The sequence below is a fragment of the Ruegeria sp. AM5 genome (genome assembly GCF_056540645.1).
In genome coordinates this window covers 578419-595861 of record NZ_JBQFXC010000001.1, presented here as the reverse complement: position 1 = coordinate 595861, position 17443 = coordinate 578419, and the positions used below count along the sequence as shown (strand labels likewise).

General features: G+C 57.0%; 16 protein-coding genes and 1 tRNA gene. 9 read left to right on the top strand and 8 right to left on the bottom strand.

Annotated features, from left to right (window positions below; genetic code table 11):
* Positions 1 to 9 precede the first annotated feature (9 nt).
* Positions 10 to 936, bottom strand: coding sequence for a methylenetetrahydrofolate reductase (locus ACR0AH_RS03005; protein WP_170393017.1), 927 nt, complete (start codon positions 934 to 936; stop codon positions 10 to 12).
* A gap of 26 nt (positions 937 to 962) precedes the next feature.
* A complete protein-coding gene (locus ACR0AH_RS03000) occupies positions 963 to 1259 on the bottom strand; it encodes a virulence factor (protein ID WP_170393016.1) in 297 nt (98 codons plus the stop codon).
* Between the two features lie 241 nt (positions 1260 to 1500).
* On the opposite strand from ACR0AH_RS03000, the gene ACR0AH_RS02995 reads away from it, so the two are divergent.
* The gene (locus ACR0AH_RS02995; RefSeq protein ID WP_170393015.1) at positions 1501 to 2613 is read left to right on the top strand and encodes a Ppx/GppA phosphatase family protein; all 1113 of its coding nucleotides are present in this window, start codon (positions 1501 to 1503) and stop codon (positions 2611 to 2613) included.
* The gene (locus ACR0AH_RS02990) at positions 2613 to 3329 is read left to right on the top strand and encodes an RlmE family RNA methyltransferase (protein ID WP_170393014.1); all 717 of its coding nucleotides are present in this window, start codon (positions 2613 to 2615) and stop codon (positions 3327 to 3329) included. The genes ACR0AH_RS02995 and ACR0AH_RS02990 overlap by 1 nt, the downstream gene beginning before the upstream one ends.
* Positions 3330 to 3335: 6 nt before the next feature.
* Here the strand turns inward: ACR0AH_RS02990 and ACR0AH_RS02985 are convergent, their stop codons facing one another.
* The 3 genes from ACR0AH_RS02985 to ACR0AH_RS02975 form a co-directional block, all read right to left on the bottom strand.
* Positions 3336 to 3530 carry a hypothetical protein gene (locus ACR0AH_RS02985; protein WP_480590275.1) on the bottom strand — a complete coding sequence of 65 codons (195 nt, stop codon included), beginning with the start codon at positions 3528 to 3530 and terminating at the stop codon, positions 3336 to 3338.
* A gap of 91 nt (positions 3531 to 3621) precedes the next feature.
* Positions 3622 to 5526, bottom strand: coding sequence for a cytochrome c3 family protein (locus ACR0AH_RS02980; protein WP_480590853.1), 1905 nt, complete (start codon positions 5524 to 5526; stop codon positions 3622 to 3624).
* Positions 5526 to 6383 carry a YihY/virulence factor BrkB family protein gene (locus ACR0AH_RS02975; protein WP_170393012.1) on the bottom strand — a complete coding sequence of 286 codons (858 nt, stop codon included), beginning with the start codon at positions 6381 to 6383 and terminating at the stop codon, positions 5526 to 5528. The genes ACR0AH_RS02980 and ACR0AH_RS02975 overlap by 1 nt, the downstream gene beginning before the upstream one ends.
* A gap of 158 nt (positions 6384 to 6541) precedes the next feature.
* On the opposite strand from ACR0AH_RS02975, the gene ACR0AH_RS02970 reads away from it, so the two are divergent.
* Complete coding sequence (locus ACR0AH_RS02970; protein WP_170393011.1) at positions 6542 to 7633, top strand: AI-2E family transporter; 1092 nt, start codon at positions 6542 to 6544, stop codon at positions 7631 to 7633.
* 7 nt (positions 7634 to 7640) lie between these two features.
* On the opposite strand, the gene ACR0AH_RS02965 is transcribed toward ACR0AH_RS02970, so the two are convergent.
* Complete coding sequence (locus tag ACR0AH_RS02965; RefSeq protein ID WP_170510220.1) at positions 7641 to 8321, bottom strand: Crp/Fnr family transcriptional regulator; 681 nt, start codon at positions 8319 to 8321, stop codon at positions 7641 to 7643.
* A gap of 191 nt (positions 8322 to 8512) precedes the next feature.
* Here ACR0AH_RS02965 and ACR0AH_RS02960 point away from each other — a divergent pair, with 191 nt between their 5' ends.
* From ACR0AH_RS02960 to cls, 3 genes are read left to right on the top strand one after another with little or no spacing between them, the layout of a single operon-like run.
* The gene (locus tag ACR0AH_RS02960; RefSeq protein ID WP_255612093.1) at positions 8513 to 10123 is read left to right on the top strand and encodes an arylsulfatase; all 1611 of its coding nucleotides are present in this window, start codon (positions 8513 to 8515) and stop codon (positions 10121 to 10123) included.
* 60 nt (positions 10124 to 10183) lie between these two features.
* Positions 10184 to 11158, top strand: a complete 975-nt coding sequence (locus ACR0AH_RS02955; protein ID WP_170732262.1) for an HAD family hydrolase — start codon at positions 10184 to 10186, stop codon at positions 11156 to 11158.
* A gap of 23 nt (positions 11159 to 11181) precedes the next feature.
* Positions 11182 to 12594, top strand: a complete 1413-nt coding sequence (gene cls / locus ACR0AH_RS02950) for a cardiolipin synthase (RefSeq protein WP_170662620.1) — start codon at positions 11182 to 11184, stop codon at positions 12592 to 12594.
* Here the strand turns inward: cls and ACR0AH_RS02945 are convergent.
* Positions 12591 to 13193 (bottom strand): potassium channel family protein, encoded by a 603-nt coding sequence (locus ACR0AH_RS02945; protein WP_370644421.1) that lies wholly within the window; start codon positions 13191 to 13193, stop codon positions 12591 to 12593. The two genes, cls and ACR0AH_RS02945, sit on opposite strands and share 4 nt — an antisense overlap.
* Here ACR0AH_RS02945 and ACR0AH_RS02940 point away from each other — a divergent pair.
* The 3 genes from ACR0AH_RS02940 to ACR0AH_RS02930 are packed head-to-tail and all read left to right on the top strand — an operon-like array spanning position 13192 to position 17274.
* A complete protein-coding gene (locus tag ACR0AH_RS02940; RefSeq protein ID WP_170776191.1) occupies positions 13192 to 13839 on the top strand; it encodes an ABC transporter ATP-binding protein in 648 nt (215 codons plus the stop codon). The two genes, ACR0AH_RS02945 and ACR0AH_RS02940, sit on opposite strands and share 2 nt — an antisense overlap.
* The gene (locus ACR0AH_RS02935) at positions 13836 to 16250 is read left to right on the top strand and encodes an FtsX-like permease family protein (RefSeq protein ID WP_480590272.1); all 2415 of its coding nucleotides are present in this window, start codon (positions 13836 to 13838) and stop codon (positions 16248 to 16250) included. Before ACR0AH_RS02940 ends, ACR0AH_RS02935 begins: the two co-directional genes overlap by 4 nt.
* Positions 16240 to 17274 (top strand): lipocalin-like domain-containing protein, encoded by a 1035-nt coding sequence (locus ACR0AH_RS02930; protein ID WP_480590270.1) that lies wholly within the window; start codon positions 16240 to 16242, stop codon positions 17272 to 17274. Before ACR0AH_RS02935 ends, ACR0AH_RS02930 begins: the two co-directional genes overlap by 11 nt.
* A gap of 33 nt (positions 17275 to 17307) precedes the next feature.
* Here the strand turns inward: ACR0AH_RS02930 and ACR0AH_RS02925 are convergent.
* Positions 17308 to 17393, bottom strand: a tRNA-Leu gene (locus ACR0AH_RS02925).
* Positions 17394 to 17443 lie beyond the last annotated feature (50 nt).

The window sequence follows — 17443 nt, the reverse complement described above, 5'->3', positions numbered from 1 at the left end:
GTCCGTTCCTTAGGAGTTAACCGGCTTTGCCGAAGCGCCGCCGTTGTTGATCGCCCAGTTGGCGTTGGTCTTGATTCCGCCCAGCGGGAAGAAGTGTACCTTGGTGATATTGAAATCCGGGTTGGCTGCCTTGTGATTGGCCAGTTCGGTGACCACATCGGTTGGCTCGTAAGGCAACAGCAGCTTGGACACGTCCATGGCGCGCTTCTGCAGGACTTTCAGCGATGGACCAACGCCGCAGGCGATAGCGAATTTGATCAGCGTCTGCAGCTTCGCCGGGCCCGCGATACCGATATGGATCGGCAGATCAATACCCGCTTCTTTCAGGCTATCTGCCCAAGCGATGATCGGCTTGGCGTCGAACGCAAACTGAGTGGCCAGCGCCATTTCGGCGTCGGTGGTTTCCGAAAACTTCTGCTTCCAGCGCAGCGCGTCATCGACATTCTTGGTCGAGCCGTCGGGATCGATATCCTTGTTGCCTTCGGGGTGACCGGCTACGTGCAGTCGCTTGAACCCCGCCTTGTCGAACAGTCCGGTTTCCAGCAGCTGCATCGAGCTGTCGAAATCACCATGCGGTTTGGCGACCCCACCGGCCAGCAGAAGCGCCTGCTCGACACCCGCTTCACCCTGATACATGGAAATCCAGTTTTCCAGCGTTGCGGCATCCTTGATGATCCGTGCCGGGAAATGCGGCATGACAGGGTAACCTTCGGCCGCGATACGCTTGGCGGTTTTGACCATGTCTTCGATTGGCGTGCCCTCGATATGGGCGATGTAGACACGGGTGCCTTCTGGCAGCAGCGCGCGGAAATCTTCGACCTTTTCTGCAGTGCGCGGCATCACCTCGATCGAGTAGCCCTGCAAAAAGGCTTCGACGGTCGGGTTCACAGGGCCGTTTTCGACCGCATCACGTTTCTTGAAGTTCAGCAAAGCCATAGCGGCCTCCCATAAAGATCTGGGGCTCATGCCCAACCGTCATTGGCGATCAGGGTCTTGATACGGTCCTGATCGTACTCTGTTTCCAAACGCGCGGCCTCGGCTTCGGCAATTTCGGACGGGTCGCCCTCAACTGCGAAAGGCTCGGCTTTGCGCCACTCGGCCAGATAGGCATCACTATCCTTGGCGTTCACCTTCATTGCGGCCCGGTCGATGGCTTGTTCAAACCGCTCTTCCAACTGCCGCTTAGCGCCACGACGGCCCTTGCCGACGATGACTTGGGCGGGAATATCGCGCCAATATACGATGGTGACGTCAGGCATTACCGTGATTCCTCCTAACCAGATGGACCGGTTCTAAACTTCAATGTGGGTCCAAGTCGGTCGATTTTCGACATACGGCGTATTTGCAGCGACCTTTTTGCCCACGGCTGCGTACCGCAGCTTTTAAAGCCTTGGTGGGCAAAACCGAACATCAAAATCCTAATGACTTTAATGAGCGTCTTGCGTGATCCAATTGCGCGACCTATGGTCGGGGTAACTCGAAAATCGGAGGGCGTTTAAGATGGCGCCCAAGCGTCCCAGAGGTGCGGGCGCGTTCCCGAAAGCGGTCGAAAGCCCCGCGCCGGCAAGACCCGATCCAGATGCGTTATATGCGGCACTGGATTTGGGGACAAATAGCTGCCGCATGTTGATCGCCCAGCCCAAGGGCAGTGGATTTCATGTGGTGGACAGCTTCTCCAAATCGGTGCAGTTGGGTGCCGGTCTGGAACGCACCGGGCGGTTGTCGCGGGCGTCGATGGCACGTACCGTACAGGCGCTGCGGATTTGTCAGCAAAAACTCAAGCGTAACAAAGTCAAGCGCATGCGCTTGATCGCAACCGAGGCCTGCCGTCGCGCCAAGAATTCACGCGATTTCATCCGGCAAGTTAAACGCGAAACCGGCCTGACGCTCGACATCATCCAGCCCGAGGAAGAAGCGCGTCTGGCTGTGATTTCCTGTGCACCGCTAGTGTCGACCAAGACCGAGCAATTGTTGGTCGTCGATATCGGCGGCGGCTCAACCGAATTGGTCTGGATCGACATCTCCTCTGTTCCTCGTCGGGATCGGCCTGCCGCGATTATGAGATTGCATAACGGGTTCCACACGCCTGAAAGCCCTTTCCCTGCGGCCAAAGTGGTCGATTGGATCAGCGTCCCGCTGGGCGTGGCAACATTGCGTGATCAGTTCAACGACGTCGAAGACGATGCCGCGCGTTTTGCGCTAATGAGCTGGTTTTTCGAAGAAAATCTGGCCGATTTCGCACCTTACAAGGATGAACAGGCCCGCGAAGGGTTTCAGATTGTGGGCACCAGCGGAACGGTGACCACTGTCGCCGCCTCACACCTTGGCCTCAAGCGCTATGACCGGACGAAGGTGGACGGATTGCGCATGACCAGCGATCAGATTGACAAGGTGATACGAGGCTATCTAGAACTCGGCCCTCGTGGGCGCCGCCGTGATCCCCGGATCGGAGAAGACCGGCAGGCCCTGATCATGTCCGGCTCGGCCATCTTGCAGGCGCTGTTGCGCTGCTGGCCCACCGATCGCCTTTCTGTGGCGGACCGTGGGCTGCGCGAGGGTTTGCTTTATGCGCAAATGAGTGCGGACGGTGTATTGGAAGACGGACCGTTCTGATGGCGAAGACACCAACTGGCAAAAGCAACTCGGGTCGCGGGCAACGCGACCTGAAGGTGAAGGTCAAGACCGCGCGCGGGCGCAAGCTCAGCTCGACCCGCTGGCTGGAACGGCAGTTGAACGACCCCTATGTCAAACGCGCGCAGGTCGAAGGCTATCGCGGACGCGCGGCATTCAAGATACTTGAGTTGGACGACAAGTTCCGGTTTCTCGTACCCGGCGCGCGCGTGGTCGATCTGGGTTGTGCGCCCGGTGGCTGGCTGCAAGTCGCCGTGAAACGCGTCAATGCACTCGGCGAGAAAAGCGGCAAGCGCATCGGCACCGTTCTGGGGGTTGACCTTCAAGAGGTTGAGCCCGTCGCCGGTGCCACCGCGCATGTCCTTGATTTCATGGAAGATGACGCCGATCAGAAGGTCAAGGACTGGCTGGGTGGCAAAGCGGACGTGGTCATGTCTGATATGGCGGCCGCGTCTTCGGGCCACAAACAGACTGACCACCTGCGGATCATGGCCCTGTGCGAAACGGCGGCTTATTTCGCGTTCGACGTGCTGGAAGAGGGCGGCACCTTCGTTGCCAAGGTGCTTGCTGGCGGGGCTGAGGGGGACCTTCAGAAACTGCTCAAGCAGAAATTCAACAAGGTTGCCAATGTGAAGCCTCCGGCCTCACGTTCTGATAGTTCCGAGAAGTTTGTTGTCGCCACCGGCTTCCGGGGTTAAGCGGCGTTAATCCAGATCGATCTTTCCCGGCGCTATGCTCTGTTTCCGCAGAGACGCCGCAGCCATGCCTTGCAGCAACAGTGCTTCGCCATGATTGATATCGACAGGCTTGCGCGCGCGCAGCTCTTCTATACGCTGGTCAAGCGTTGTTTTACGAGCCGCCGTCAGCGGCTTTGCGAAGGTAGCGGTGCGATCCGGCATACATCACCTGTAGCAATCCGAGTGCTGATACCGGTTGGCTAACCGTAGAATGCGCCGCGAAGATGGCGCAATTCTGCCAGTTCCATGCCAGCTATCTCCCGAGTTCCTGCGCAAGTTGCATTAAGTTCGGATCATCGGGAAGCACTAACAAGGCCTCGTCCAATGTCGCCAACGCAGCCTGAACACCGCGATTGATGTGGGCAAGTTGAACCAGCATCGGCCAAGCCTCAACGCGCTGCGGGTCGAGCGTTACAACCTCGCGGAATGCACGTTCTGCAGCCGGCGCGTTTCTGAGCGTAAGCGCCCAACCACCCAGCACCAAATGGGTCTCAGGAAAGTCCAAACGATTGGAAATGCTACGTTGCCAATCCGCCATGCCCTGCTGCGCGCTTGCGCGTTGGTCTTGCGTCATGGCCTGCGCTGGGATCGATAAAAACTCTTTCGCAGCCGAAATGCGTACATTGCGCATGGGGTCGGATAACAACGGCTCTAACCGCGAAGCGCGCAACTGGGCAGGAACCTGACGCTGCAGTACCGGTCCATTGGCACGTATCAGTGGGTCCGGATCAGCCAGCAACGGTGCCAGACGCTCGGCAAGATCAGGCGTTGCAAAAGGTTGCAACAAATACAGAGCGGTTGCGCGAACGATACCTGCCTGCCCTTCATCCAGAGCGATCGCGACCAGCGTTTCAGGGTCGTCCAATTGACCACTGCCTGCTGCTGCAAATGTCGTGCCATAATGCGCCACTCTATAGGATGATTCCGGGAACCAGAGTTCAATCTGCTGCGCCGCCCAAGACTGATCTTCATCCGCATGGCAATCGGTGCAGGCATCAGTTCCGAGCCCCAGATCAGGGCGGGGAATGCGGAAGCTGTGATCGCGCCTGCCATCTACCCCCATATAGACACGCTCGATCATGTGGCAGTTCTTGCATTGGCCACCCGCAGAATTTTCAGCATGTTGGTGATGCGCGGGCGTGTCATATTCGGCCAGCCGAAGGGTCGGGAAATCCGGGTTGCCAGCGGGGGAGTGGCATTGGGTACACAACCCATTACCCTCGGCTTTCACCTCAGCCCGGTGCGGATCGTGGCAATTCATACAACCCACCCCTTCTGCATACATGCGCGACTGCAGGAATGAGCCATAAACATAGACCTCGTCCAAAATCTGGCCATCTGGGTGATACAAACCCGGTCGCAGCAACGCCAGGTTATAGGCGTCGTGATACGGCTTGCCGGGAAGCGGATTACCATCTTCCAACGCCTCGCGCCGGGAATGACAGCCGGCGCATTGCTGAATTTCCGCTTCTGTCTGCCCCCTGCCCCATGTCGTAGGGAATCCGAACTCGCTCAAACCGTCTTGCAACACTTTTCCGGTCGTCCACTCCAAATGCGCAGAACCCGGCCCGTGGCAAGCCTCGCACCCGACACCAATTTCGACCTGTGTCGAGTCATAGCGCCTTTCCTCAGAGTCGTAGTTCTTCACATAGCCGGTCGCATGACACTCGGCACAGCGGGCGTTCCAATTTTTGTACGGACCGGTCCAGTGCAGCCCATCATTCGGAGGCAGATCCTGATCCGGGTAAAGGTGGAACCAACGGCCCTTTTCGACGTCCCAAACCACATCAAAACTCTGCAATCGGCCGGGTTCGGTTTCGAAAAGATATTGCTGTAGCGGCGCGATACCAACCACTGAATGGACCGGATAGGTCGTTGTAACGCCGTCTTTTTCGGTGACTTGCGCCGTAAGAGCTCCATCTTGATCCGCAAAGGCCACGCTCATTCCATCATGCGAGAATCGTGTTCCATCGAAATCAGCCTGAACATGGCCGTCCTCCACCTCAGTCCAGGCAAGCGCATGGTATGAGCTTTCCCAGGCTTCGGTTTCTTCCTTATGACAATCCGAGCACGCGTCTGATCCAACATAGTCCTGCGCCTGCGACTGCTGCGCGGTCGCCCAAAGGATCGCGGTCATCACGATAGCGCGGAGATACATCATTGCCCCTCTTCGTTTTGCAAATCGATCAGCGCACCGTTGTATTCGGCCCCGAGGATCAGCATGGCCGAGCATAAGTACAGGAAAATCAGCGCTGCCATTGCCCCTGCAAGCCCGGCATACGTCGCGCTATAGGTCGCAAACTTGGCGATGTAGATTGAAAAGCCCCATCCACCTGCAGCCCACAAAGCCAATGTCAGGATTACGCCCGGCAAGATTTGTAGTAGGCTGTGCCGTCGGGTGGGCAAGATCAGATGGGCCAAAAGAACGGTGCCAGCGGGGACAGCCACGGTAAAGGTCCATCGCAGACGATCCACCGACAGCCAGTTGTCCACATCCACTGCCGTCTTTTCCGAAACCAAACGGGTATAGACCGGCAGAACGACTTCGACCGCCGCGATGGCCAGAATGGCAGCACCGCCGATTATGACCAGCACAAAGCACAGCAGTCGGGTCTTCCAGAAGGGCCAATTGTCCGTGTCGTGATAGGCCTGCGCCATCGCCTTTCGCACGGCGGCGACTCCGTTCGAGGCAAAGTAGATCGCCAACAAGCCACCCAAAGTGATCACGCCCGAGCCCGCACCGGCCAGAACAGCACGCAGTTCTGAAACGATGGGATCGGCCACGTCTTTGGGCCAGGCGCCAAATATCAGTTCGATCAGTTCATCGGTCACATAGCCCTGTGACAAGGCCCCTGCCAGCGCAACCGTGAACAGAACGAATGGAAACAGGGCCATCATCAACGACATGGCGACGTGGCTGCTCATGACGAAGCCGTTTTTGTCATTAAATCGGCGCACAGCAAGCCAGAGCGCACGCAGGAATTGGCCGAACGAGGGAATCAAAACAGTTGGCATTGCGCTAGCCTAGCCTGCCTTTTCCTTTGGCAGAACCGCCAATCGGATCAGGCCACCGATTTCATGCGTATAACCTTCTGTATGGATTGCATAAACCCGCCAGCCTGTGCAGGATCAATCAAAACGCATCCAGGCAGCACTCAGACCAAGGCCATCTTATGACCTCTGACCCAGAAAACAGCCCTTCCCGTGCGCGTCCGCAACTGAGCGTATTGCGGGATGTAGCGATCGTGGCCACGCTAATGGTGCTTGGCCTCTATGCAGGGGCAAACTTTCTGGTGCCGTTGACCATGGCGTTACTGGTCAACGTGCTGATCCTGGCCCTTAGCGACCGGGTCATTGCAGTGACGCGGGTGCCAATCTGGTTGGCGAATGTCGCGGGAGTAACAGTTGTATTGGCCGGTTTGTTCATGATCATGTACATTCTGGGCAGTCAGGCCACGCAATTTGCACGCTCGATCAACACCTACGAAAGCCAGTTTGACGGGGCTGTTCATAGAATTACCGGGTTGGTCGGCAACGATGTCACAAGTTTTATCCGAGACAATCTGGTCAGCATCGATATGTCCTATGTCGCTCGGATATTGCTGGGCAGCGCCACATCGCTGCTTAACCAGTTCTTCCTAATCAGCCTCTATGTCGCCTTTCTGATGGCCGAGCGGTTGGCCTTTCGCAAGAAAATCCAGCTTGCCGCCGGCAACCCACGGCTGGGGGCTGACCTGGCCTTGGTTCTGGATGCGATTTCGTACAGCCTGCAGCGATACGTCGGCGTGAAAACATTTATCAGTCTGATCACCGCCACCATCAGCTACGCCGTATTCAAAGCGCTGGGTCTGGAATATGCTGAAACCTGGGCCGTGCTGACTTTCGCCCTGAATTTCATCCCGTCAATCGGTTCGATCATCGCCGTCATCTTTCCCGCAATGATCGCTCTGGTTCAGTTTGAGACGATCGGGCCATTTCTCGTGATCGTTCTGGGGTGCGGCACACTACAGTTTCTAATCGGCAACTTTCTAGATCCGGCCATGCTAGGCCGATCGCTGAACATGTCGACGTTCCTAGTGATTTTGGCGTTGACCTTCTGGACCACGGTCTGGGGTCTGATCGGAGCGTTCCTGAGTGTGCCTTTGACCGTCTGCATCCTGATCATCTTCAGCCACATCCCCGCGCTGCGCCCTGTCGCGATCTTGATGTCTTTGGATGGAAGGCTCGGTGAGGATGATCGGTCGTCAACAGAACATTCGGCTTGAAAGTCCGTCAACTTTGACAGCTAGCGACGAGGGCGCGTCGATCTTTCAACCTAAGCCGACCATACCCGCCTTCGATCAAGTCTAATTCGATAAGCCTGTGTAATGCTCGGTGAAGCGTTGGCGCAGAGACTGCAATCATAGCCGCCAGCTCTTCCTGCGAAACCGGTATCCAACCCTCTGCATCGGATGTCACCTCATCCAGGTGCAGCAACCTCAGAACCAGCCGTTTCTCGGTGCCGGTCACCGCAAGATTGGCAACGATACGTAGGGCTTTTTGCATGTTTTCATGACTTAAGGCGTAGAAATCCCGAACAAAGTCAGGAGAATCCTGCACCAAGCGTTCTAACCGCGGGGCCGGAAAGAAAAGCGTCTCGGTTGGCCGAGTCGCCACCACGCTGATCAGCCGATGCGCAGTCGCAAACAACGCGAGATCGCCGATCCAAAAGCCACGTCCCTCTTGGTGTATGACAAATTCCTGACCGTCATCTGCGGGGACGGTGATCTTAACACTACCATCCAATACAGCGTGAATCCCGTTGGCGGGATCACCCTGGACAAACAAAGCTTCGTCAGCACCGTAAGTTCGGCGCACGGCGCTGCGCATCAGAGCATCCTGAAAGGCGGGAGATCTGGTTTTGAACCAGGAACTTTCCTGCAGCGCGTCTAGATCAGTTTCAATTAATGCCATCTATATATTTAAACTTCATCATATGATAAATTTCAATCAGGCTCACTGGCCTACATTACTTACACACGAATCCCGCAATCTGGCTATTTTCGCGGGATATCCAATGCTTAACGACTGCAACTAATCCTATTCTGGACACAAGTCTCAGATAGTTCACAGGGACAAATTGTCCACAAGTTCAGGAGTAATACATGTTAACTACAACCCGGTTCTTGGAAAGCTGGCGTATCGGACTGCGCCGTACCGCAGCAGCGTCGATTGCCGTTCTGGTCGCACTGCCCGCATGGGCGCAGGATCAAAAACCCAACATTCTGGTCATTTGGGGCGATGACATCGGCCAATCCAACATTTCGGCCTACACAATGGGCCTTATGGGATACCAGACCCCCAATATCGACAGGGTCGCCGATGAAGGCATGATCTTCACCGATTATTATGGCGAGCAATCCTGCACAGCTGGCCGCTCATCTTACATCATGGGCCAATCGGTGTTCCGGACTGGACTGTCCAAGGTTGGCTTGCCTGGCGCTAAAGAAGGGATGCAGATCGAAGACCCCACGATTGCAGGGTTGCTTAAGGATCATGGGTACGTGACCGGCCAGTTTGGCAAGAACCACCTGGGCGACCGGGATGAGCATCTGCCGACAAATCACGGATTTGATGAGTTTTTTGGGAATCTCTATCACCTCAATGCCGAAGAAGAACCCGAGCATGAAGATTATCCCGGGGACGCGGTTCTGCCCGACGGGCGCACGTTCCGCGAGGCCTATGGTCCGCGCGGTGTGATCAAGTCCAGCGCAGGCGGCCCCATCGAAGACACCGGTCCACTGACACGCAAACGCATGGAAACGGTGGATCAGGAAACCCTGGAAGCTGCCGTTGAGTTCATTCGTGAGGCCAACCAGAACGGCACACCATTCTATGTCTGGTGGAATGGCACACGCATGCATTTCCGCACCCATGTCGGGGAAGAAATGCGCGAAACAGCCAACGAAATCCTAGGTAGTCCGGCCGATGAATACACGGCGGGCATGATCGAACATGACATTCAGGTCGGCCAACTGCTTGATCTGCTGGACGAACTCGGCATCGCCGACAACACTATCGTTCATTATTCCACCGATAACGGCCCGCATTACAACACTTGGCCGGATGCCGCTTCGACACCGTTCTGGGGCGAAAAGAATACCAACTGGGAAGGCGGCTGGCGCGTACCATCCATGGTGCGTTGGCCCGGTAAGATCGAAGCGGGTTCGATCTCGAACGAAATCGTGCATCACATGGATTGGCTGCCCACCTATCTGGCGGTCGCTGGCGACCCCGAAATCAAGGAAAAGCTGAAAGCCGGCTATTCCTCACCTGCCATGGGTCGCGACTACAAAGTGCATCTGGATGGCTACAACATCTTGCCACTGCTGACTGGTGAGACCACTGAAAGCCCCCGCCGTGAAATCTTTTATTTCACGGATGACGGCGACCTGTCTGCTTTGCGTTTTGACGACTGGAAGCTGATCTTTTTGGAGCAAAAAGCATGGGCCACCCTGCGCGCATGGATGGAACCATTCACAGAACTGCGCGTGCCGATCATCGTGAATTTGCGCCGCGACCCTTATGAGCGTGGATACCGTACATCCAACACATACTACGACTGGATGATCGACCGGGTGTATTTCCTAGTACCGGCGCAGCAATATGTGGCGAGTTTCCTGAGTACTTTCCAAGAATTCCCACCACGTCAGAAGGCGGCGAGCTTCAGCCTGGATCAGGTAATGCAGAAATTGGCCACACCGACTTCGAACTAGAAAACAAGACAGGGGCCGCCGTAAAGCGCGGCCCCTTTTTCCAGTATCAGAGGCTATTAAATGAGATTTCTCAAACTCACGGCGTTTATAGCCACCGTCCCCTTAGTGGCGTTCGCAGACCCCCTGCCCAGCTGGACCGACTCAGCATCAAAACAGCAGATCATCGACTTTGTTGACGCGGTCAGCGACCCGGCGAATGAACTCTATGTCACTCCCGTCGACCGGATTGCGGTGTTTGACAATGACGGCACGCTCTGGGCCGAACAACCGGTCTATTTTCAGTTCATATTTGCCATGGACCAACTGGCAGAGCTTGCTAAACAAGACCCATCGATCTTATCGACCCCAGCGTTGAAAGCGGCTGCTGAAGGTGATCTGAAAACCATTCTGGAAGGCGGGCACGACGCTCTGATCGAAGTGGTCAACGCATCGCATTCCGGCAGCAGCGTTGAAGTATTTCAGGCGTCGGTGGCCGATTGGCTGGACACTGCACGACATCCCGAGACCGATCTGCCCTACGACCAGATGACCTATCAGCCGATGGTCGAGCTGTTGCGCTATCTGCGGGATGAGGATTTCAAAACTTATATCGTTTCAGGCGGAGGCCTGCATTTCATGCGTGTCTTCGCCGAACAGGCCTATGGCATCCCGCCCGAACAGATTCTGGGCACCTATGGTGAGACCACGTATGACAATGTGGACGGCACGCCTGTAATCAACAAGGCCCCCGGCATCGCCTTCATCGATGATAAAGAAGGCAAACCTATCAATATCGAGCGCACCATCGGCAAGCGCCCCATATTTGCCGGGGGAAACTCGGACGGGGATTTTGCCATGCTTGAATGGACCACCGCAGGCGACGGGCCACGGCTGGGCGTTTTGATCCATCACACTGATGCGGATCGTGAATGGGCCTACGACCGCGAAAGCCCGATTGGACGGCTGGTCGATGGGTTGGACAAAGGCCCGGATATGGGATGGGTCATTGTTGATATGGCCAACGACTGGTCCCGCATCTACACTGGGGCAAACTAAGCAACCCGGATCGCTGCGCCCCGATGTGGACATTACTCGTCTCGTTTTTTCTGTTTTCACTCTATTGCGTAGCGGTCGTCTTTGCAGTTCGCGCTGCGCAGACTGCACGCACACCACAAGGAGCGGTTGGCTGGGTTGTGTTCCTGCTGTCGGCCCCGATGTTTGGCGTGCCGCTGTATCTATTCCTCGGTCACCATCGGTTCAGAGGATACCGGATCGCTCGGCAAGAAAGTGAGCGCGTCGTCGAAGGGATCAAGACCTTTGCCGATTTCTCGAAACCCGACCCTCAGACGATGCGAGTCAATCCTCGCGCGTTTGAAGCGCTGGCCCATTTGCCCGTCTCACGTGGGAATGGAGCCGAGCTGCTGATCGACGGCGAAGCTACGTTTGATGCCATTCTCGACGCCATAGATAAGGCCGAGAATTACGTTCTGATCCAGTTCTACATCGTCCGGGATGATGATCTTGGGCGAAGGGTGCGGGACCGGCTAATCGCCGCGGTCAAGCGTGGCGTACATGTTCGATTCATGACCGACGCGGTGGGTAGCTATGGCCTGCCGTCCAGCTATTTTGAGACGCTGCGCCAGGCCGGTGTGGATGTTGCAGATCCCCGCGAACAACGCGGGCCCAATTTCCGGTTTCAACTGAACTATCGCAACCACCGAAAAACTGTGATCGTGGATGGCGATGTCGGCTTTATCGGTGGTCACAACATCGGGGTCGAGTATCTGGGACAAAGCCCTCGGTTCGGTCGTTGGCGGGACACACACATCAAGATGACCGGTCACGTGGTCCGTCAATTGCAACTGATCTTCACGGAAGACTGGCACTGGGCGCGCAACGAAGATCTGATCGACCAACTCGATTGGGCTGGAAATGAATCTGATCAGGACATGAATGCGCTGCTGGTGGCAACGGGCCCGGGCGACGAAACAGAAACCGGCGCAATGATGTTCTTTGCGGCCATCACTGAGGCGAAAGAACGGCTTTGGATCGCCTCGCCCTATTTTGTGCCCGACATCGACATCATGACCGCGCTACAGCACGCGGCGTTGCGTGGTGTGGATGTACGAATACTCGTGCCGGATGTCATCGACCATCGTCTGCCCTGGCTGGCCGCTTTTGCCTATTTCGACGAAATCCGAGACTGTGGCGCCCGTGTGTTTCGCTATACCGACGGCTTCATGCATCAAAAAGCGTTTGTTGTAGACGATACCTTGGCCGCCGTTGGCACCACCAATCTGGACAACCGATCTTTCCGTCTGAACTTTGAGGCGATGGCCCTGTTCTTTGATCGTCGCGCAGCAAACGCAGTGGCTGCGATGCTGGAAACCGATTTTGAAGCAAGTTACGAATTGACCCGCAATTTGCCCCAGCAACCGTTCCACATCCGTTTTGGTGCGCCGCTTGCACGGTTGTTTGCACCGATCCTCTAGTTCAGGAACCGTTCTTCAAACACCCGCGTCATGAGAGCCACCAGGAACGCGGTCGACAGCCCAAAGGCCAGTAGGCCCGTGACCGATGCAAACGCTCCGAAGATGCGCAGCCCTTCGCCCAAGACGATGTCGCCGTAACCCAGCGTTGTGAACGTCACCAATGAGAAATAGAGGGCCGAATTCCAATCCGGCAGCACATCACCCCAAACCCAGACAATCGCCCAGATCCAGACCTGAACCGTATGGGTCAGCACGATAAACACCAGCGCCACGCTGATCGGGCCTGCGGTTGCAAGGATAGTGCTGCGTGTCTCCCATTTCGCAACCAGTTTTCGGATGACCAGAACGCACCATGTCAGCAGCATGATTTCGATCAGAAAACAAATACCCAGATAGAAGCTGCCCCAAATGATTTGTTGCGACAATGTCATGTAAACGGCCTTTGTTCTGATCGCTGAAAACTGTGCAAGCATGGGGGTTTCGCGCGTTGCCGACAACCCCATGCGATGCGTAAGGCTGCGGCGAATAGAACCGATCTCGGCTCTGGACACTGGCGCGCCGCGTTGCACATTGTGACGGGACCAGATGAGAGTTTGCATGTTGCTATCAATTGATCACGTTCGAAAAGCCTATCCCGGTGGGCGACCTGTCCTGACCGATGTTTCATTGACGTTGGAACAGGGGCAGACCTTGGCGCTGACCGGAGAAAGTGGCAGTGGCAAAAGCACATTATTGCATCTGGTGGCGGCGCTGGATGGGTTTGATGGCGGAGAGATTACTCTGGAAGGGCGCGCCATGTCGGCCCTGAATGATGCGGAACGCGCCGAATTGCGTCGCGGCACCTTGTCTCTGGTCTTTCAGCAGTTCAACCTGATCCCGTCGCTGACCGTTGCCCAGAACCTCTCGATCCATGCGCGACTTGCGGGTCGGAACGACCCGGATTGGGTTGTCCACCTGACCGAGCGCCTTGGCCTGAGAGAACTGCAAGACCGCTACCCCGAGAACCTTTCGGGCGGACAGCAGCAGCGGGTTGCCATCGGACGCGCCATGGCGATCCGACCACGATTGCTGCTAGCGGATGAGCCGACGGGCAATCTGGACGAAACAGCAAGTGCGGTGGTGCTAGACCTGATGCTTTCATTGGTAGCCGATACCGGCGCTGCGCTCCTGCTGGTCACCCACTCGAATGACATCGCCAGCCGTCTCGACCGGCGTGCCCACCTGACGGGCGGGCATATCGCATGACACGCGCTGCGGTCCTGGCGTTGGTGTCCCATTGGCGGATGCACCCATTGCAATTGATGACGCTTCTGACGGGTATCGCGCTGGCAACTTGTCTGTGGTCGGCCGTGCAAGCCATCAATGCCGAAGCGCGCGCCAGCTATGAACGCGCCAGCGCCCAGCTTGCCATCGGACAATTCGACGAACTGCGCGCCTCCGGTTCCACGATCCCTCTTTCCCGCTACGCCGAGCTCAGGCGCGCAGGCTGGCAAGTGGCGGCCGTCTTAGAAGGCACGCTGCGCATCAAGGGCCGTTCCGTACGTCTGATGGGGGTGGATTTGGTGGCCTACCCTGTCCTGCCCGCGATCACCCAGATCGAGCAAGGCGCGGATGCCCCCGACCCAGCTGATATGCTGACAGCTCCGGGGCGGCTGCTGATGTCACCCGCCCTGGCCCCGCTGTTTCAATCTAGTGACGACTTCCCACCGGTACTTTCCAGCACCGCGCTGCCAGCTGATCTGGTGCTCACCGATATTGGAGTGGCCGAGCGTCTTCTGAACCGTCCCGGTCAGATTTCCCGTCTGGTGATCTTGCCCAATCAGCCCCGTGGGGTCCCATCTCTGTCAGAACTTGCGCCTGAACTTCAACGCATTAGCCCCTCGGCCCAGTTGGATACCGCGCAGCTTACCGACAGCTTTCACCTGAACCTCTCAGCCTTCGGCTTGCTGTCTTTCGCCGTCGGCCTGTTCATCGTTCACGGAACGGTCGGCCTCGCCTTCGCGCAGAGGCGTGGCACTATCCGTACATTAAGGGCGTTGGGCCTTCCCATGCGGGACCTGATCTGGATCGTTCTGGGTGAATTGCTTCTCTTGGCCCTGATCGGTGGCCTGTTCGGGTTAATTCTGGGGTATTTTCTGGCTGGAGCCTTGTTGCCTGATGTCGCCGCCACGTTGCGCGGCCTCTACGGGGCAACAATCGACGGGCAGATGTCATTACGCCCCCAATGGGTCGCCGCAGGTCTTGCGATGGCAACAGGCGGCACGTTGGCGACCAGTGGCCACGCTCTTTGGCGACTTTCGCGCATGCCCATCCTCGCAGGGCCGGGCTTACAAGCTTGGCGTGGCAATAAAGCCTCGGCCCAGATTACAGGCGCATGTGGCCTAGCCCTGCTAGCAGTGGGCTTTATCGCATATTTCACAATCGGCGGACTTATCGCAGGATTTGCCTTGCTTGCCGGGATGCTGACCGGAGCGGCCTTGTTGCTGCCGCTCGCACTGTCAGGGATATTGACCTTGTGCCTGCGCCGGGCCCGCACGCCTGTTGGTCAATGGGTGCTCGCGGACATGCGGGCGCAATTGCCCGGTCTGTCACTTGCGCTGATGGCCTTGCTGCTGGCGCTCGCCGCGAATATCGGCGTCGGCACAATGGTTTCAAGCTTCCGCCTCACCTTTACTGGCTGGCTCGATCAACGGTTGACCTCCGAACTTTACGTGACCGCAGCCGACAATGCACAAGGCGCAGCCCTTATCGATTGGCTCGACCCAAGGGCGTCAGCTGTCCTACCCATTCGCAGCACCGAATTGCCGCACGAGACCGGGCCGTTGTTTCTGTACGGGATTGTTGATCACGATAGCTATCGCAACAACTGGCCACTGATCGCCAAGGGTCCTGACGTATGGGACAACGTCCTGTATCGCGGCGCCGTTCTGATCAACGAGCAACTCGCACGACGCGCGGATCTGTGGCCCGGAGATACCGTCGCGATCACACCCGAGCACAGCTTGCCGATTGCAGGTGTCTATTCCGATTACGGGAACCCGACAGGTCAGGCCATCGTCGCTATGCCGATGCTAGATCAGATTGCCCCGGATACGGATACACGCCGCTTCGGCATCCGCATCATACCGGATCAGGCCTCGGAGCTGGCACAGGCGTTGCGTGACCAATTTGACCTACCCCCATCGGCAGTTGTGCAGCAGGCCGCTATGAAAGCGCAATCGATGGCTGTTTTTGAGAAAACTTTCGTCGTCACCTCAGCGCTGAATGTGCTGACACTGGGCGTCGCGGGGTTCGCGATACTCACCAGTTTGCTGACATTGTGGACCCAGCGCCTGCCTCAGGTCGCACCGGTCTGGGCGCTGGGCCTTACGCGCGCGCAACTGGCCAAGCTAGAGCTTCTGCGCAGTGTCCTGCTAGCGGTGATGACCGCTTGTCTTGCCCTTCCATTGGGCCTTGTATTGGCATGGGTGCTGCTGGCCGTGATCAACGTGCAGGCCTTCGGATGGCGCTTGCCCATGTATTTGTTCCCAACTGATTGGCTGAGCTTATTCCTGCTGACTCTGGTTGCCGCCGTGCTCGCAGCGGCCCTACCCGCATTACGATTGCTCCGCCTACCACCTGCTGCGCTGTTGAGGGTTTTTGCCAATGAACGTTAAAGCCTTCATTCTGTTCATCCTCCTTCCAATTCCTGGTTGGGCGCAGGGTTATGCCGGGTTGGGCGGCAATGCGGATGGCTTTACGCATCCTGAACCGGGCTACAGCTTTCAGTTTCCGCAAGATCACGGCGCCCATCCGGATTATCGGATTGAATGGTGGTATCTGACGGCAAACCTCAAAGACGCAGAGGGTCGCGACTATGGCATACAATGGACCTTATTCCGTTCGGCACTGAAACCATCCGAAGCTGACGGCTGGCAAAACCCACAGATCTGGATGGGCCATGCCGCGCTCACAACGCCAGAAACACACTATTTCGCCGAACGACTCTCTCGCGGCGGTGTCGGACAGGCTGGCGTAACGGCCCATCCGTTTGAGGCATGGATCGATGAATGGCACATGCGCGGCGATGATTTGGAAACCCTCAGCCTGACAGCAAACGGATCAGACTTTGGGTATGATCTGACTCTGAAGGCCCAAGGCCCATTGGTGTTTCACGGGGCCGAGGGGTATTCGGTGAAATCCGCCGATGGTCAGGCCAGCTATTACTATTCACAACCCTTCTACTCGGTCGAGGGCACGCTCCACCTGCCCAACGAAGATGTCGAAGTCGCCGGCCAGGGTTGGCTGGATCGCGAATGGTCTTCGCAACCCTTGGCCGAAGATCAAAGCGGCTGGGACTGGTTCTCGCTCAGCTTTGACGACGGTGACAAGCTGATGGCCTTCCGTCTACGCGGGGATCGAGGGGATTTCACGGCCGCTACGTGGATTGAGGCCGATGGGCAAACGACCCCCCTGCCCGATGGCTCAGTTCTGCTAATGCCCCTTGAAACCGCCCGCGTGGCGCATCGTGACGTTCCGATCAAATGGCAGGTATCCTTGCCGGATCGCGGGATCGATGTTGAAGTCGATGCCATAACCCCGAAAGCCTGGATGGGAACCCGGTTCGAATACTGGGAAGGCCCAATCACCATTACAGGTAGCCACACAGGGCGCGGATATCTTGAGATGACGGGGTATTGAAGCCGAACTTCAGCAATATATTCAGAATTGCTGTGGTGCCCAAGGAGAGACTCGAACTCTCACGCCCGTGAAGGCGGGGGATTTTGAATCCCCTGCGTCTACCATTCCGCCACTTGGGCCACGAACACTGGATTAGCGCCCTACCGAGAGAAGGTCCAGAGGCAAAAAA

Coding starts and splice junctions, on each gene's coding strand:
- ACR0AH_RS02945 (WP_370644421.1), bottom strand. CDS start 13,193: ATGCAAACTCTCATCTGGTCCCGTCACAATGTGCAACGCGGCGCGCCA.
- ACR0AH_RS02990 (WP_170393014.1), top strand. CDS start 2,613: ATGGCGAAGACACCAACTGGCAAAAGCAACTCGGGTCGCGGGCAACGC.
- ACR0AH_RS02965 (WP_170510220.1), bottom strand. CDS start 8,321: ATGGCATTAATTGAAACTGATCTAGACGCGCTGCAGGAAAGTTCCTGG.
- ACR0AH_RS02940 (WP_170776191.1), top strand. CDS start 13,192: ATGTTGCTATCAATTGATCACGTTCGAAAAGCCTATCCCGGTGGGCGA.
- ACR0AH_RS02970 (WP_170393011.1), top strand. CDS start 6,542: ATGACCTCTGACCCAGAAAACAGCCCTTCCCGTGCGCGTCCGCAACTG.
- ACR0AH_RS02935 (WP_480590272.1), top strand. CDS start 13,836: ATGACACGCGCTGCGGTCCTGGCGTTGGTGTCCCATTGGCGGATGCAC.
- ACR0AH_RS02985 (WP_480590275.1), bottom strand. CDS start 3,530: ATGCCGGATCGCACCGCTACCTTCGCAAAGCCGCTGACGGCGGCTCGT.
- ACR0AH_RS03000 (WP_170393016.1), bottom strand. CDS start 1,259: ATGCCTGACGTCACCATCGTATATTGGCGCGATATTCCCGCCCAAGTC.
- ACR0AH_RS03005 (WP_170393017.1), bottom strand. CDS start 936: ATGGCTTTGCTGAACTTCAAGAAACGTGATGCGGTCGAAAACGGCCCT.
- ACR0AH_RS02960 (WP_255612093.1), top strand. CDS start 8,513: ATGTTAACTACAACCCGGTTCTTGGAAAGCTGGCGTATCGGACTGCGC.
- cls (WP_170662620.1), top strand. CDS start 11,182: ATGTGGACATTACTCGTCTCGTTTTTTCTGTTTTCACTCTATTGCGTA.
- ACR0AH_RS02975 (WP_170393012.1), bottom strand. CDS start 6,383: ATGCCAACTGTTTTGATTCCCTCGTTCGGCCAATTCCTGCGTGCGCTC.
- ACR0AH_RS02930 (WP_480590270.1), top strand. CDS start 16,240: ATGAACGTTAAAGCCTTCATTCTGTTCATCCTCCTTCCAATTCCTGGT.
- ACR0AH_RS02995 (WP_170393015.1), top strand. CDS start 1,501: ATGGCGCCCAAGCGTCCCAGAGGTGCGGGCGCGTTCCCGAAAGCGGTC.
- ACR0AH_RS02980 (WP_480590853.1), bottom strand. CDS start 5,526: ATGTATCTCCGCGCTATCGTGATGACCGCGATCCTTTGGGCGACCGCG.
- ACR0AH_RS02955 (WP_170732262.1), top strand. CDS start 10,184: ATGAGATTTCTCAAACTCACGGCGTTTATAGCCACCGTCCCCTTAGTG.